General features: G+C 69.7%; 10 protein-coding genes. 2 read left to right on the top strand and 8 right to left on the bottom strand.

The window, feature by feature from the left end; genetic code table 11:
• Window positions 1-8: 8 nt before the first annotated feature.
• The 4 genes from J0A90_RS07915 to ptsP form a co-directional block, all read right to left on the bottom strand.
• Complete coding sequence (locus tag J0A90_RS07915) at window positions 9-545, bottom strand: O-acetyl-ADP-ribose deacetylase (protein ID WP_207033318.1); 537 nt, start codon at window positions 543-545, stop codon at window positions 9-11.
• Between the two features lie 170 nt (window positions 546-715).
• Entirely contained in the window at window positions 716-2533 is a 1818-nt protein-coding gene (locus J0A90_RS07920) for a PTS fructose-like transporter subunit IIB (RefSeq protein WP_207033320.1), read from the bottom strand.
• The gene (pfkB, locus tag J0A90_RS07925) at window positions 2530-3507 is read right to left on the bottom strand and encodes a 1-phosphofructokinase (protein ID WP_207033322.1); all 978 of its coding nucleotides are present in this window, start codon (window positions 3505-3507) and stop codon (window positions 2530-2532) included. The genes J0A90_RS07920 and pfkB overlap by 4 nt, the downstream gene beginning before the upstream one ends.
• The gene (gene ptsP, locus J0A90_RS07930) at window positions 3507-6395 is read right to left on the bottom strand and encodes a phosphoenolpyruvate--protein phosphotransferase (RefSeq protein WP_207033324.1); all 2889 of its coding nucleotides are present in this window, start codon (window positions 6393-6395) and stop codon (window positions 3507-3509) included. Before ptsP ends, pfkB begins: the two co-directional genes overlap by 1 nt.
• Window positions 6396-6725: 330 nt before the next feature.
• Here ptsP and cra point away from each other — a divergent pair, with 330 nt between their 5' ends.
• Window positions 6726-7706, top strand: a complete 981-nt coding sequence (gene cra / locus J0A90_RS07935; protein ID WP_207033326.1) for a catabolite repressor/activator — start codon at window positions 6726-6728, stop codon at window positions 7704-7706.
• A 77-nt stretch (window positions 7707-7783) separates the two neighbouring features.
• A complete protein-coding gene (locus tag J0A90_RS07940) occupies window positions 7784-9691 on the top strand; it encodes an alkaline phosphatase D family protein (RefSeq protein WP_207033327.1) in 1908 nt (635 codons plus the stop codon).
• Between the two features lie 103 nt (window positions 9692-9794).
• Here J0A90_RS07940 and J0A90_RS07945 read toward each other — a convergent pair whose 3' ends face one another.
• The 4 genes from J0A90_RS07945 to J0A90_RS07960 form a co-directional block, all read right to left on the bottom strand.
• Complete coding sequence (locus J0A90_RS07945) at window positions 9795-11378, bottom strand: SulP family inorganic anion transporter (RefSeq protein WP_207033329.1); 1584 nt, start codon at window positions 11376-11378, stop codon at window positions 9795-9797.
• Window positions 11379-11427: 49 nt separating this feature from the next.
• Window positions 11428-12084 (bottom strand): carbonic anhydrase, encoded by a 657-nt coding sequence (locus tag J0A90_RS07950; RefSeq protein WP_207033331.1) that lies wholly within the window; start codon window positions 12082-12084, stop codon window positions 11428-11430.
• A 622-nt stretch (window positions 12085-12706) separates the two neighbouring features.
• Window positions 12707-13498, bottom strand: a complete 792-nt coding sequence (locus tag J0A90_RS07955) for an MOSC domain-containing protein (RefSeq protein WP_207033333.1) — start codon at window positions 13496-13498, stop codon at window positions 12707-12709.
• A 235-nt stretch (window positions 13499-13733) separates the two neighbouring features.
• Window positions 13734-14171, bottom strand: a complete 438-nt coding sequence (locus tag J0A90_RS07960) for a DUF4385 family protein (protein WP_207033335.1) — start codon at window positions 14169-14171, stop codon at window positions 13734-13736.
• Between the last annotated feature and the right edge of the window lie 145 nt (window positions 14172-14316).

The raw sequence follows: 14316 nt of genomic DNA on the forward strand, positions 1-14316 counted from the left end.
CAACGGCCCTACCAGCCCGCCACCTGCACGAAGGCCTCGGCGTCCGCTGCGGAGAAGAACACTAAGGTGACCTCCAGACCCGGCAGTTGGGGTAGCCGCTCACGCATTACCTCGGCCACCACTGCCGCCGCCTCGGCGCTCGGGTAGCCGTAGACCCCGGTGGAGATGGCGGGAAAGGCCAGCCGGGTGAAGCCCTCCTCCTCAGCCAGCGCCAGGGCGTTGCGATAGCAGGCGGCGAGCTGCCCGCGCGGGTCCTCGGACTCGGCATACACCGGCCCCACGGTATGGATGACGTAACCGGCCGGCAGCCGAAAGCCCGGTGTCAGCGCCACCTCGCCCACAGGCAGGCCATCCGGCCAGTCGCGCTGGCGCAGGTCGCGGCACGCCTCGAGCAGTTGCGGCCCCGCCGCGCTATGGATCGCGCCATCGACGCCGCCACCGCCGAGCAGGCTGCGGTTGGCGGCATTGACGATGGCATCGCCGTCGAAACGGGTGATATCGCCTTCGGCGACCGTGAGGCCCGCCTGGCGGTAGTGAATCTGCATCGCAACCTCCTCTGACGGCTATCGCCTTCACTCTAGTCCCGCCAGCGGCGGGCGGCGAACGCCATCGCGAGTCTTCCTTCTGGATACCCCGCCCTCTTCTGGATATCCCGCCCCCAACGCAAGACGCCGGCGCAGGGCGCCGGCGTCGATAGCGTGGAGTGTGTCGGGCGTCAGCCGGCGCGCTGCTCGCTGGCAACGGCGCCGCTGCCCGCGTCGGCGACCGCCGGCAGTTCGCTCTCGCCGCGCTTGAGCAGCGCATAGCCGACCCCGGTGACCAGCGACCCGGCGGCGATGGCGACCAGATAGAGCAGTGCCATGTTGACCGCGTTGGGGATCAGCAGCACGAACAGGCCGCCGTGGGGCGCCATCAGCTTGATCCCGAACCACATCGACAGCGCCCCGGTGACCGCGCCCCCGATCATCGCCAGCGGGATTACCCGCAGCGGGTCCTTGGCGGCGAACGGGATCGCCCCCTCGGTGATGAAGCACAGTCCCAGCACGAAGGAGGCCTTGCCCGCCTCGCGCTCCGGCTGCGAGAACTTGCCCCGCGCCAGCAGCGTGGCGATGCCCATGGCGATCGGCGGCACCATGCCGGCGGCCATGATCGCCGCCATCGGCATGTAGGTTTCGGTGGAGAGCAGGCCGACCCCGAAGGTATAGGCCGCCTTGTTGACCGGGCCACCCATGTCGAAGCACATCATCGCGCCCAGCAGCAGGCCCAGCAGCACCGCGTTGGTGGAGCCCATGTTGTTGAGGAACTGGGTCAGCCCGGCGAGGATCGCCGCCACCGGCGTGCCCACCACGTAGATCATCACCAGGCCGGTGAACAGGCTCGCCAGCAGCGGGATGATCAGGATCGGCTTGAGCGACTCGACGCTGGCCGGCAGCTTGACGTAGCGGGTCACCGCCGAGGCCGAGTAGCCGGCCAGGAAGCCGGCGAGAATCCCGCCGATGAAGCCGGCGCCAAGGGTCGAGGCCAGCATGCCGCCGATCATCCCCGGGGCGATGCCGGGGCGGTCGGCGATCGAGTAGGCGATATAGCCGGCCAGAACCGGCACCATCAGCTTGAATGCGGTGCCGCCGCCGATCTGCATCAGCGCCGCGGCCAGGGTGCCCTCCTGCTCGAAGGCCTTGATCCCGAAGACGAACGAGAGCGCGATACACAGACCGCCCGCCACCACCATCGGCAGCATGAACGACACCCCGGTCAGCAGGTGCTTATAGAGACCGCGCTCCTTGACGCTCTTGCGCGCCCCGCCGCTGGCCCCTGCACTGCCGCCCTGAGGCGCGCCGCTCGACTCCACCTGGGCCTCGACCAGCGCCGTCTCCAGGGTCTGCTTGGGCTGCTTGAGTGCCGCGCCGGTGGAGGTGCGATAGATCGGTTTGCCGGCGAAGCGGGTGTCGTCGACCTCGATATCGCAGGCCAGCACCACCACGTCGGCGGCGGCGATGTCATCGGCGCTCAGCGCGTTCTGCGCCCCCACCGAGCCTTGGGTCTCGACGTGGATCGCGTGTCCCATCGCCTTGCCCGCCTGAGCCAGGGCCTCCGCCGCCATGAAGGTGTGCGCCACCCCGGTGGGGCAGGCGGTCACCGCGACGATGCGCCGCTGGGCGCTGCCGCCGGCCTGGGGCGCCTGCACGGCGGTGGCGGGCGCGGGCGCATTCGCGCTCGCGGCGTCGAAGGTCGCCGCCTCGCGCGCGGCGCGCTCGAGGAAGGCGTCCGGGTCGGGCAGCGCCTGATGGATCGGCGCACGGAACAGCCGCTTGCCGTCGAAGCGCTGCGGCTCGGGCACGCGCTCGGCCGCGACCACCACCAGCTCGGCCGCCGCGATCGCCTCGGCGGAGACCGGGGTCACCGCCTCCAGCTCGCCGTGCATCTCCACCGACACCTGCCAGCCCAGCCGCTTGGCGGCCTGTTCGAGCCGGCGCGCGCCGAGAAAGGTCGTCGCCATGCCGCTGGGGCAGGCGGTAATCAGAATCACGTTCATGCGCTCTCCCCCGCGTACGTCGCCTCGTCGAGCCGCTGCACGCGCGTTTGTTGAAGTAGTTCGGAAAAGTCTGCGGCCTCGGGCCGGCCCACGCCGACATGCCGTACCGCGTCCGCCGCCAGCGCCGTGGCGAAGCCCAGCACCTGGGCCGGCGGCTGGTCGGCGAGAATGCCGTGGAGCATGCCGGCGACCAGGGTATCGCCGGCGCCCACGGTGTTGACCACGCTCACCCGGGGCGGCTCGGCCAGCCACTCGCCGCGCCGGCTGACCCAGATCAGGCCCGCGCCGCCGAGCGACAGCAGCGCCTCCTCGACCCCCGCCCGATGCAGCCGCCGCGCCGCCTCGCGCTGGGCCTCGCGGGTCTCCAGCGGCGCGCCGGCCCAGGCCGCCAGCTCATGCTCGTTGGGTTTCACCGCGCTGGGCGGCACCGCCAGCGCCGCCGCCAGCGCCGGCCCGCTGGTATCCACCCACACCGGCACACCGGTGGCCTTGAGTGCGGCTACCAGCGCGGCGAAGTCCTCATCCGAGACCCCGGGCGGCAGGCTGCCGGTGAGCACCACCGCCCCCGGCGTCCGCTCGCGGCAGTGCGTGTCGAGGCGCTGGCGCAGCGCGGCCAGCGCCTCGGCCGAGACGCTCAGCCCGGGGCCGTTGATATCGGTCACCCGGCCGTCGGCTTCGGCGATCTTGGCATTGATGCGCGTCTCGCCCGGCAGGCGCAGGCTGGCGTCCGCGATCCCCGCACTGGCGCAGGCGGCGACGAAGGGGGCGTCGTTGTCCTCTCCCAGCAGTCCGGAGAGCGTCACCCGATGGCCCAGCGCGGCCAGCACGCGAGCCACGTTGAGGCCCTTGCCGGCGGCGGCCAGCTGGCTCGACTGGGTACGGTTGACCGCGCCCAGCGTCAGCGTCGGCAGCCCGATCGAAAGATCCAGCGCCGGATTGAGGGTCACCACCAGGAGCTCGTGCGCGCTCGCCATCACAGCGCCTCCAGCGCGTCACGCACGGCCTGGCTGGTGGCCTGGGCGAGTGCGGTGCGCGCATGGCGCTCGGCGCTCTCCTGGGTGATACCGCGCAGGCGCGCCTTGACCATCGGCACCTGACGCACCGAGACCGACAGCTCGTCGACCCCCAGACCCACCAGCACCGGCACCGCGGCGGCATCCGAGCCCAGCTCGCCGCACACCCCGACCCACTTGCCCTCGGCGTGGGCGGCGTCGACCGTCATCTGGATCAGCCGCAGCACCGCCGGATGCAGGCCATCGGCCTGGGCCGAGAGGGTGGCGTGGCCGCGGTCGATCGCCAGGGTGTACTGGGTCAGGTCGTTGGTACCGATGGAGAAGAAGTCGACCTCTGCGGCCAGGCTCGGCGCCAGCAGCGCCGCCGAGGGGATCTCGATCATCACCCCGACCTGGACGTCGCCAGCGCCGATCTCCGCCTGCAGGCGGTCGACGATGGCGCGCGCCTGGCGGTACTCGTCGACGTCCTTGACCATCGGGAACATGATCCGCAGAGGCCGCTCGCCGGCGGCGGTCAACAGCGCCCGCAGCTGGGTCTCGAGCACCTCGGGCCGGGTCAGCGCCAGGCGCAGCCCGCGCAGGCCGAGGAAGGGGTTGTCCTCCGCCGGCACCGGCCAGTAGGGCAGCGGCTTGTCGCCGCCCACGTCGAGCGTACGCGCCACCAGCGGGCGCCCGTCGAGGGCGTCGAAGGCGCGCCGATACTCGCCGATCTGGGTCTCCAGATCGGGGGCCTCCGGGTGCGCCATGAAGATGAACTCGGTGCGCAGGAGCCCCACGCCCTCGGCGCCCTGCTCCACCGCGTCGGCGGCGTGGGCGGTGTTGCCCAGGTTGGCGGCGACCTCGATACGCTTGCCGTCGGCGGTACGCCCCTCTTCGAAGCGCGCCCCGTGCGCCTCGCGGCGCAGCTTTTCGAGCTCCTTGAGGCGCAGCTCGGCGCGGTCGCGACGCTCGGCGGAGGGGCGCACGATGACACGACCGAGATCACCGTCGAGGATCAGGTCGTCGTCGTTGTTCAGGGTCAACGCGCGCTCGCCGGCACCGACCACCGCGGGGATACCCAGCGCCCGCGCCAGAATGGCGCTGTGCGAGGTGGCACCGCCGCGTGCGGTGAGCAGGCCGCGCACCTGAGCGGTATCCAGCCGCGCCACGTCGGAGGGGCCGATATCGTCGGTGACCAGAATGTAGGGGCGCTGCGGCGGCGTCGGCAGCTCCACGCCGCACAGCACGCCGAGCACCCGGCGACCCACGTCGCGCAGGTCGGCGGCGCGCTCGGCCAGCAGCCGGTCGGCGAGTACTTCCTGGGCCCGGGCCGCGGTGTCGATCGCCTGCCACCAGGCCGCCTCGGCGCTGAGACCGTCGCGCATGCCCTCGAAGGCCGCCTCGTGCAGCTCCGGGTCGTCGAGCATCTCGGCGTGCATGGAGAGGATCTCGGCCACGTCACCGCCCTTGGCGGTGCCGATCAGCGCCTGCAGCTGGCGCCGCGCCTCGTCGAGCGCCGCCTGCAGCCGCTCACGCTGGCGCTCGGCCGGACCCTGCTTGTCGGCCGCCAGATCACGGGCGCGTTCGGGGTAGTCGAAGTCCGGCGCGCGCATCACGTAGGCCGGGGCGATCGCCAGGCCCGGCGAGGCCGCCGTGGCCGGCAGCACGCCGTCGTCCTCGAGCGGTTCGAGCGGCGCCTCGGCCTCACGCCGGGCAGCGCGGTTGGCGCCCGCGGCAGCCACTTCGGCGAGCGGCCGTACCGCCTCGCCCAGACCGCTCTCCACGGCGTCGACCATCGCCGCCAGCGCGCCCTCGGCGCCCTCGCCCTCAGCCGAGAAGATCAGTGTCTGGCCGCGCCGCGCGCCGAGCCCGATCACCTTGGTCAGGCTCGCCGCCGAGACCGACTCGGCGCTGCCTTCGAGCAGGCGCACGCGCACCGGCAGCGCCTGCTCGCGCGCCTTCTGCACCAGCACCTTGGCCGGCCGCGCGTGCAGCCCGTGGGCGTTGAGCAGGGTGACCCGGGCGGTCTGGGCACTGCTCGACTCGCCGGAGAGGCGCATCAGCACGCCGTCGGCGTCGGCATCCACCAGCGCCTCGCCCTGGCCGCTGTCGAGCAGCTCGGCGAGACGTGCCAGCAGGTCGCGGTGGGCGTCGTCGAGGGCCGCCACGCAGAAGACCCCATTGACCGGCCCGCGCGGGCCGCTGAAGGCGCGCTCCGGCGTCGCCAGCGACAGCGCCGGCTGCTTGACACCGCGGTCGGCGCTGACCAGCCACAGCCCCTGCCCCAGCGCGACCGGCTCCTGAGCGTTGATCGCGGCGACGAAGCTGGCGTCGACACACTCCGCCTGGCGCAGCCGCGCCGCCGCCGCCAGCGCCAGCTCGAAGCGGTCACGCGCGGGGAAGTTGAGACACAGGGTGTCGGCATCCAGACGCGCCTTGGGCCGCGGGCGCGACAGCAGCGCGATCATCTCCTCGGCGCTGTCGGCGGCGGCCAGGCGTTCGGCCACGCCTTCAGCGTCGAGCACGTGGGTGAGCTGGCGCAGCACGTCGAGGTGCTCGTCGCTGGAGGCGGCGATGGTGACCAGTAGATAGACGCGATTGCCGTCGTGCCACTCGACCCCCTGCGGGAACTGCAGCAGGCGCACCCCAGTGTGGTGGATCTGGCTGCGGCTCTCCGGGGTGCCGTGGGGAATCGCGATGCCGCTGCCCAGGTAGGTCGAGCCCTGGGCCTCGCGGGCGTGCAGCGCATCGCGGTAGGCAGGCTCGACCAGCCCGGCCTGGTGGAGCGATGCCGCGGCCTGGTCGAGGGCGTCCTGCCAGCCGTCGGCGCGGCAGTCGAGGGCCGCGTCTTGCGGCGTGAGGGTCAGCATGTCGGTCTCTCCCGGAAGCGGTGTTGGCGACGCTCAGAGCCCACTCTACCCAGCTGCGGTCGGCGGCGTCACCGCTGCCGCCCTGGATGCGGCGGTCGCCGCCCACAGGCGCTGAGTCGACGTCGCGATCCAACAGCCGGCCGCAACGTCGTTCAGAATAAGCTGAATCGTGTCACCTAATGGCGTTATGCTCGTCGTTACGCGGGCATTTGACAAGCTAGACCTTCGCAGGACGCCGCCGCCCGCGGCATCGACCACACGCCTGGGGCTGGGCCGCCCTGGCGCGACGGGTTATGGTGCCAGGCGTTCGCACGCTCCGGAGACCGCTCGATGAAACTCGCCGATATCGCCCGCCTGGCGGGTGTGTCCCGCACCACCGCCAGCTATGTCCTCAACGGACAGGCGCGCGCACGGCGCATCAGCGAGGCCACGGTGGAACGGGTGCTGACGGTGGCCCGCGACCACGACTACCGCATCGACGCCCAGGCCGCGGCGCTGCGCGGCGGCGACAGCCGCACCCTGGGGCTGATCGTCCCCGACCTGGAGAACGGCAGCTATGCGCGCCTGGCCAAGCGCCTGGAGCATGGCGCCCGCAGCCAGGGCTATCAGCTCTTGATCGTCGGCTCCGACGACGACCCCGAACGCGAGCGCACCCTGGCGCGCTCGCTGCGCGCCCAGCGCTGCGATGCGCTGATCGTCGCCAGCAGCCTGGCCCCGGACGACGACTTCTACGCCGAGCTACTCGCCGCCGGGCTGCCAGTGATCGCCGTCGACCGCCCGCTCGACCCGCAGCACTTCATCAGCGTGGTGACCAACGGCCGCAGCGCCGGCGAAGCCTTGACCCGCTCGGTGCTCGACCCGGACGTGAACGAGATCGTGTGGTTCGACGCCGTGCCCCAGCTGTCGATCAGCACCGAACGCCGCCAGGGCTTTCTCGCCGCCTGCCGTAGTTTCGCCGGCGAGTATCGCTGCATCAGCGCCGCGCGCTACGACCGCGCCAGCGGCGCCGCGGCCATGCGCCAGCTACTCGGCGAATCGCGCCTGCCCGACGCCATCGTCACCGCCTCCTACACCCTGCTGGACGGCCTGCTCGACGCCCTGCTCGAACGCGGCGCACTACCCACCGGCCTGCGCCTGGCGACCTTCGGTGACGACCGCCTGCTCGACTTCCTGCCGTGCCGGGTCAACTCGCTGCCCCAGGACCACGACCGCGTCGCTGCCCAGGCGCTGGCGCGCGCGCTGCAGGCGGTGCGCGGCGACTACCGCCCCGGCCTCGATGTGATCGAGCGCACGCTCAAGCGCCGGCGGTGACCACCGCCGCCCGCCCGGGCTATGCTGAGGCCGCGTCGTCGACGCGCACGCCCTCCTCCCCCGAGCTGGAAGCGTTCATGCAAGAGACCCTGCCCGATATCCTGGCCGGCCCGCTGCTGCGCCGCTGCGATCCGCAGCGCCTGGTGCTGTGGCTGGTGGCCACGCGCCCGCTCGCACTGCGGCTGACACTGAGCGCCGACGGCGAGTCGCGCACCCACGACCTGGACGCTGCCACCACCTGCCTGGCCATCGGCGACCACGCCCACTGCCATCTGATCGATCTGGCGCTGGAGACACCGCTGCCGCAGGAGACGCGCATCGCCTACGACCTGGCCTACCGGGATCGCCAGGGCACCTGGTGCTCGCTGCGCGACTGGGGCCAGGCGCTCGCCTACCCCGGCGAGCCGCTGCCCACTCTGGTGCTGCGCGCGCGCCACGACGCCCTGCTCCACGGTTCCTGCCGCAAACCCCACCACCCGAGTGCAGATGGCCTGGCTCGTGGCGACCGCTGGCTGAGCGAACGCCACCAGGACGCCGCTGCCCGCCCGGCCGCGCTGATCCTGAGCGGTGACCAGATCTACGCCGACGATGTCGCCGGCCCCATGCTCGCCGCCATTCATGCGCTGATCGCGCGCCTGGGGCTCTACGACGAGTGCCTCGAAGGCACCGAGATCGCCACCGGGGAAGCGCTCTACGCGCGTGACGACACTTACTACCACCGCGACGCGCTGCTCCCCGCGGTAGCGTCGAACGCCGCGCTGCGCGACAAGTTCTTCGGCGGCAAGCGCAAGCCGATCTTCACCAGCGCCAGCGCCGAGAACCACCTGATCACCTTCGCCGAAGTGATGGCGATGTATCTGCTGGTGTGGTCGCCCACCCCCTGGCAACTGATCACGCTCGAGATGCCCACCCTCGACGCCGCCGAGGGCGAGCGTTACCGCCGAGAGCAGCGCCACATCGACGACTTCGTCGCCGCGCTGCCGCAGGTCGCGCGACTGCTGGCGCACCTGCCGACGCTGATGATCTTCGACGATCACGACATCACCGACGACTGGAACCTGACCGCCGCCTGGGAGGCCGCCGTCTACGGCCACCCCTTCTCGCGGCGCATCGTCGGCAACGCGCTGCTCGCCTATCTGCTGTGCCAGGGTTGGGGCAACGACCCCGACGGCCTGGCCGCGCCGCTGGCGGCGACCCGCGAGTGGCTCGCCCGGCGTGGCGCCGATGGCCGCCTCGACTGCGCCCGCCACGGCGACCTGATCACCCAGCTTCTGCGCTTCACCGGCTGGGGCTACACCCTGGATACCCAGCCGCGTCTGGTGGTGCTGGATACCCGCACCCGACGCTGGCGCAGCGAGCGCAAGCGCCACCGCCCCTCAGGGCTGATGGACTGGGAGGCGCTGAGCGAGTTCCAGCAGGACCTACTCGAACAGTCAGAAGTGATCATCGTCTCGCCGGCGCCGATCTTCGGCGTCAAGCTGATCGAAGGGGTACAGCGGCTGTTCACCGCCCTGGGCAAGCCGCTGATGGTGGATGCCGAGAACTGGATGGCACACCCGGGCTCTGCCCATACCATGCTCAACATCCTGCGCCACAGCCGCACGCCGCAGCGCTACGTGATCCTATCCGGCGACGTCCACTACTCCTTCGTCTACGCCATCACCCTGCGCCAGCGACGCCACAGCCCGCGGATGTGGCAGGTGACCAGCAGCGGCCTCAAAAACACCTTCCCCACCACCCTGCTCGACTGGTTCGACCGCCTCAACCGCTGGCTCTACGCCCCCTGGTCGCCGCTCAACTGGCTGACCAAGCGCCGGCGCATGCTGGTCGAACCCTATCGCCCGGCCCACGCCAGCCACGGCGAGCGGCTGTGGAACCGCGCCGGTATCGGCTACGTGCGGCTCGACGCCGAGGGCGCGCCGAGCGAGGTCAGGCAGCTGGGCGCCGATGACGTCGATACCCATTTCGATCGTATCCCCGACTGAAGCGCGGTGCTCAGTGGCGGCATACCTCACTCACGCGACCGCCGCCGGCTGACGGGCCGGCGGCGGTGGAAGTGACGATACGTCGAGTGGCGGCTGCCGTGGCTCAGGCCGGACGCAGCAGCGCGGCGTCGCCATCGACATCGCCATAGGTGCCACTGGTGCCCTCGACGTCGCGCAGCTCGACCACGATGCCCCGGTTCGGCGCGCTGTCGATGAAGCGCGCGATGTCCTCACGGATATCCGGGTCGACATAGTTGGCCCCGGTGGCATCGACGATCAGCTCGCCGCCATCGGGCACCGCGTCCAGATACTGGCGCATCTCCTCGCGGTTGAGAAACGACACATCCTGCTGAAACTTGAGCAGCACGTGATCGCCGCGACGGGTGTGGGCGATCGCCGAGCGATAGCCGGACTGCAGCAGGAAGTAGAGGCTGCACACCAGCCCCACCAGCACCCCCATCAGCAGATCGGTGGCGAGGATCGTCACCACGGTGACGGTGAACGGCACGAAGCGGCGCATGCCCTCGCGATAGTGGGCGACGAACAGCGACGGCTTGGCCAGCTTGTAGCCGGTATGCAGCAGAATCGCCGCCAGCGTCGCCAGCGGAATCAGCTCCAGCCACATGGCCAGGAACGCCACGCTCACCAGCAGCAGCCCGCCGTGAATGATGCTCGCCAGGCGCGTGCGGCCGCCGGCATTGGCGTTGGCCGAGCTGCGCACGATCACCGCGGTGACCGGCAGCGCGCCGAGCAGCCCGCAGACCATGTTACCGATGCCCTGGGCCTTGAGCTCGCGGTGCGGCGGCGAATGACGCTTGAGCGGGTCGAGCTTGTCGACCGCTTCCAGGCTCAGCAGGGTCTCCAGGCTGGCGATGATGGCAATGGTGATGGCCACGGTATACACCGCCGGGTTAGCGAGTGCGCCCAGGGCCGGGCTGGTCATCTCGGCGAGCAGGTCAGCCGGACCGCTGAGCCCGCCGAGCTGCACGTGGTGCGCCGTGTCCAGCGCCAGCGCCGGCATCGCCGTCCCCACCAGCCGCTCGATCAGGATGCTGCCGAGCACCGCCAGCAGCGGCCCAGGCACCAGGCTCAGCAGCCGCCGGCGCTTGATCAGCGGCTGCTCCCACAGCACCAGCACGGCGAGGCTGAACAGCGCAATCCCCACTGCCAGCGGCGCGACGCCGCTGAACAGCGCCACCGGGTCGGTGATCGCCGGCATGTCGTCCAGCGGGTGGCCCAGCGCCATGGGGAACTGTCCGAGCACCAGGATCAGGCCGATCCCCGCGAGCATGCCCTTGATCACCGCGGTCGGCACGAAGGCGCCGATCCGCCCGAGCCGGAAGATCCCCATCGCCAGCTGCAGCACGCCGGCCAGGATCACCGCGGTGAGAAAGGCGGAGAAGCTGCCCAATGTCTCGATCGCGTCGAGCACGATCACCGTGAGCCCGGCGGCGGGGCCGCTGACCGACAGCGCCGAGCCGCTGAACAGCGTCACCACCAGCCCGCCGACCATGCCTGCCACCAGTCCGGCCAGGGGCGGCGCGCCGGAGGCCAGCGCAATCCCCAAACAGAGCGGAATCGCCACCAAAAAGACCACGATGCCGGCGGGCAGATCGCGGGCCAGGTGGCGCAGGGAAAATGTTTCGGCACGCTCCACGTGCGCGTCGTTAGAAGTCTGAGTCGTCATTGTCTTGTCCTTGACCTGAAAAATCCGTCGATGTCGCGGGGTGCCAGCCTCAGCCCGCCGCGCGACGCCAACCGTTGGCCTCGGGGATGGCGTCAGCATCCGCCGGGGCGCGGCTCACCACGTCGTCGAGCTGGCCGCTGGCGAGGTCGTAGACCCAGCCGTGCAGGGTCGGCGCGCGCCGTGCCGCCCAGCTCTCGCGTACCAGTGACAGCTCGGCCAGGCGTTCGACCTGAGCGATGACGTTGAGCTCGACCACGTGATCGACCTTGTCACTCAGCTGCGTGAAGTGGCTCAGCTCGCTGGCGTGGGCCGCCACCAGCTGTCTGAGCTGGGCGACATGGGAGTCGACCCGGGGCAGCCCCGCCAGCGCCTCGTCACCGCTGATCGCGGCCTGGATGCCGCCGCAGCCACGATGGCCGCAGACGATGATGTGCTCGACCTCGAGGGCCTTGAGCGCATACTCGAGCACGCTCATCACATTGGCGTCGTCGTCGTCGACCAGGTTGGCGATATTGCGATGGATGAACAGCTCTCCGGGATTGGCGTTGCAGATCTGCTCGGCGGGCACGCGGCTGTCGCAGCAACCGATCCATAGCGCACCGGGCGCCTGGCCCTGATGCAAGCGGGAAAATAGTTCCGGGTCGGCGGCGCGCATGCCGGCAGCCCAGGCGCGGTTCTCGAGTAGCAGACGATCGGTGAATTGCATGGAAACTCCTCGGCAGCATTGGGGTCGCCAGTCGTGATCACACCCAGTCGTGCTCACACTGCGCTCGCATGGCGACGGATGAATGGCGATGACGGGAGCCGTCCGCGCCCCGGGTAACATGGCGGCGCCGGCTTCGCCTAAAGTCGTAACGGGAGAGCCAGGTCGGCGGCAACCATTAACCGCTTTGCACGCTGAAAATTTTGTAAGCCGAGGTGAAGGATTGTGCGCCTGGCGCCATTGATGACGACCGGCTCGCAGACAGGAATGAGGCACCATACCAGACCCGAAATGCCCACTAGCGCGGGCGATTCGAAACTATTCGGGTCGAAATAGTGATGAAGATGAATACCGCATGAACCGGGCGCTCATGCGGTTATCAACCAGCGAGGAACGTTTAAAATTTAATAAAAACTAATGTAACAGAAGCCGCGATTACCTGTCGCCAGGATGAACGCCTGATGAGCCCTGTTGCCCCACCCTCTGGGCATAGACAGCATGAATGTCAAAACGACTCACCGATTCATCTGACATTCATGAAAGTGCCGATTTTCACGATTAAAAGCGTGCAGCTGGATGCTGTCTCTGCAGAGATCAGATCTCTTGTCCTGGCGAGAGAGCCAGGCTATTCGAGCACCACCAGCGCATCGTTGACGCTCACACTGCCGGCATTTTCGGCCACCAGATTCTGCCCGAAATAGACCTTTCCACGCTCCCCGCGACGGTAGCCGGCCAGCGCCTTGAGCGGCTCGCGGTCGGCGCGTTTCTCGCCGCGTGCCGGGTCCACCGTGACCATGGCGCAGCGCGAACAGGGCGCATCGACGCGAAACGTCACCTCACCGATACGCACCCGCCGCCAGCCATCCTCGGCATAGGGCTCGGTGCCCGTCACCACCAGGTTGGGACGGAACTGAGCCATGACATGGGTGCCGTCGGTGCGCCGGTTGAGATCATCGAGAGAGGCTTGCGAGATCAACAGCAGCGGATAGCCGTCGGCGAAGCTCACGCGCACGCCGATGGCTTCACGGTAGCGCGGCGAGCGCTCGCCCAGCCACAGCAGCCGCGCCGGCTCACCGGCGACCTCGCTGAACCAGGCGTCGAGGGAGGCGTGGGTGGCCAGCGCGGAGAACTCGTCGCCCCATACCTGAGTCGTCACCGCCTCGCCGCTGAACTCCTCGCGGGAGACGTCGAGCGGCGCCAAGCTGTCGTGGGTCAGGGTCAAACGCTCGCCGTCGAAGCTCGGGCGCACCCGCTGCAGCTGCGGATGCGTGCGTGCGGTGAGAAAGGTGCCATCCGGCTTGATTGCCATGAAGCGGCGATCGAGCACCAGCCCCTCCTCCTCGACGCGGGCCTGGGCGAGCGATTCGCCGGCGGCGGACTTGATCGGATAGCGGTGGATCGCGGAGAGCGTGGGCATGAGTAGGCTCCTGGCAGGGAATCGGCTTAGGCTTTGTACGAAAACTGCCTGCGCTCGGCAATACGGCGTTAAAAATCGGCTGGAGCGCCAGCCCGGTCAAAAATGCTCATTTACACCCCGTAAACTGGAGCGCCAGCCCGGTCCGTTTTTCACCAATTTTTGCCTTAGCTACGCGCCCCGGTCTGGCCGTCGCTCGCCGACTTTTCGTACAAACCCTAACAAGGGTCTAAATGCATCAGCGGCGGCGCTGCTGATGCGCGCGCTTGGCACGCTTGTAGGTGGTGTCGGCGCGCACCGCATGGAGTGCGCGCTGGTAGTGTTCGGCAATACGTGCCTTCTCGGCATCGGCATCCCGCGGCTCGATCGGTCTGCCGCGCTGGTCACGCTTGCGCCCACCCGGGTAGCGGGCATAGCGACGCGCGCGGGTATAGCCCATCTGCAGGTACTTGCGCGCCATGTCCATGCCGACGAAATCGTCGGCGTCGCGATAGTCACGAAAACGCGCCGAGAGCGCCGTCACCGCCGCGCGGGCATCGGCCTCGTTGCGGATCGCCCACAGCGGCAGCAGCTCATCCTTGTAGGGCTGGACGTGGAACACGCCGCGCTCGCCGCGGCCGATGCGGTAGGCCTCGGGGTGGCGGCGGTAATCGATGCGGCTGTCGGGAAACGCCATCTTTGCTCTCCTTGAACACCAGCTGCGCGCCTTGAACATCAGCCCCGCGCCTTGAACACCAGCTTCGCGCCTTGAAACAAACGCCGCGCCGTGAAAAACCGCTTCACGCGCCTCGAGCACGCGCTTCGAAGGCAGGACGGCCGCC

It is taken from the genome of Salinicola sp. DM10, assembly GCF_017306975.2.
In the GTDB taxonomy this organism is placed as follows: Bacteria; Pseudomonadota; Gammaproteobacteria; order Pseudomonadales; family Halomonadaceae; genus Salinicola.

What these genes read in the sequence shown, in the direction of transcription:
- J0A90_RS07955 (WP_207033333.1), bottom strand. Translation starts at nt 13,498, where the DNA reads ATGCCCACGCTCTCCGCGATCCACCGCTATCCGATCAAGTCCGCCGCC.
- pfkB (WP_207033322.1), bottom strand. Translation starts at nt 3,507, where the DNA reads ATGGCGAGCGCGCACGAGCTCCTGGTGGTGACCCTCAATCCGGCGCTG.
- ptsP (WP_207033324.1), bottom strand. Translation starts at nt 6,395, where the DNA reads ATGCTGACCCTCACGCCGCAAGACGCGGCCCTCGACTGCCGCGCCGAC.
- J0A90_RS07915 (WP_207033318.1), bottom strand. Translation starts at nt 545, where the DNA reads ATGCAGATTCACTACCGCCAGGCGGGCCTCACGGTCGCCGAAGGCGAT.
- J0A90_RS07960 (WP_207033335.1), bottom strand. Translation starts at nt 14,171, where the DNA reads ATGGCGTTTCCCGACAGCCGCATCGATTACCGCCGCCACCCCGAGGCC.
- J0A90_RS07950 (WP_207033331.1), bottom strand. Translation starts at nt 12,084, where the DNA reads ATGCAATTCACCGATCGTCTGCTACTCGAGAACCGCGCCTGGGCTGCC.
- cra (WP_207033326.1), top strand. Translation starts at nt 6,726, where the DNA reads ATGAAACTCGCCGATATCGCCCGCCTGGCGGGTGTGTCCCGCACCACC.
- J0A90_RS07940 (WP_207033327.1), top strand. Translation starts at nt 7,784, where the DNA reads ATGCAAGAGACCCTGCCCGATATCCTGGCCGGCCCGCTGCTGCGCCGC.
- J0A90_RS07945 (WP_207033329.1), bottom strand. Translation starts at nt 11,378, where the DNA reads ATGACGACTCAGACTTCTAACGACGCGCACGTGGAGCGTGCCGAAACA.
- J0A90_RS07920 (WP_207033320.1), bottom strand. Translation starts at nt 2,533, where the DNA reads ATGAACGTGATTCTGATTACCGCCTGCCCCAGCGGCATGGCGACGACC.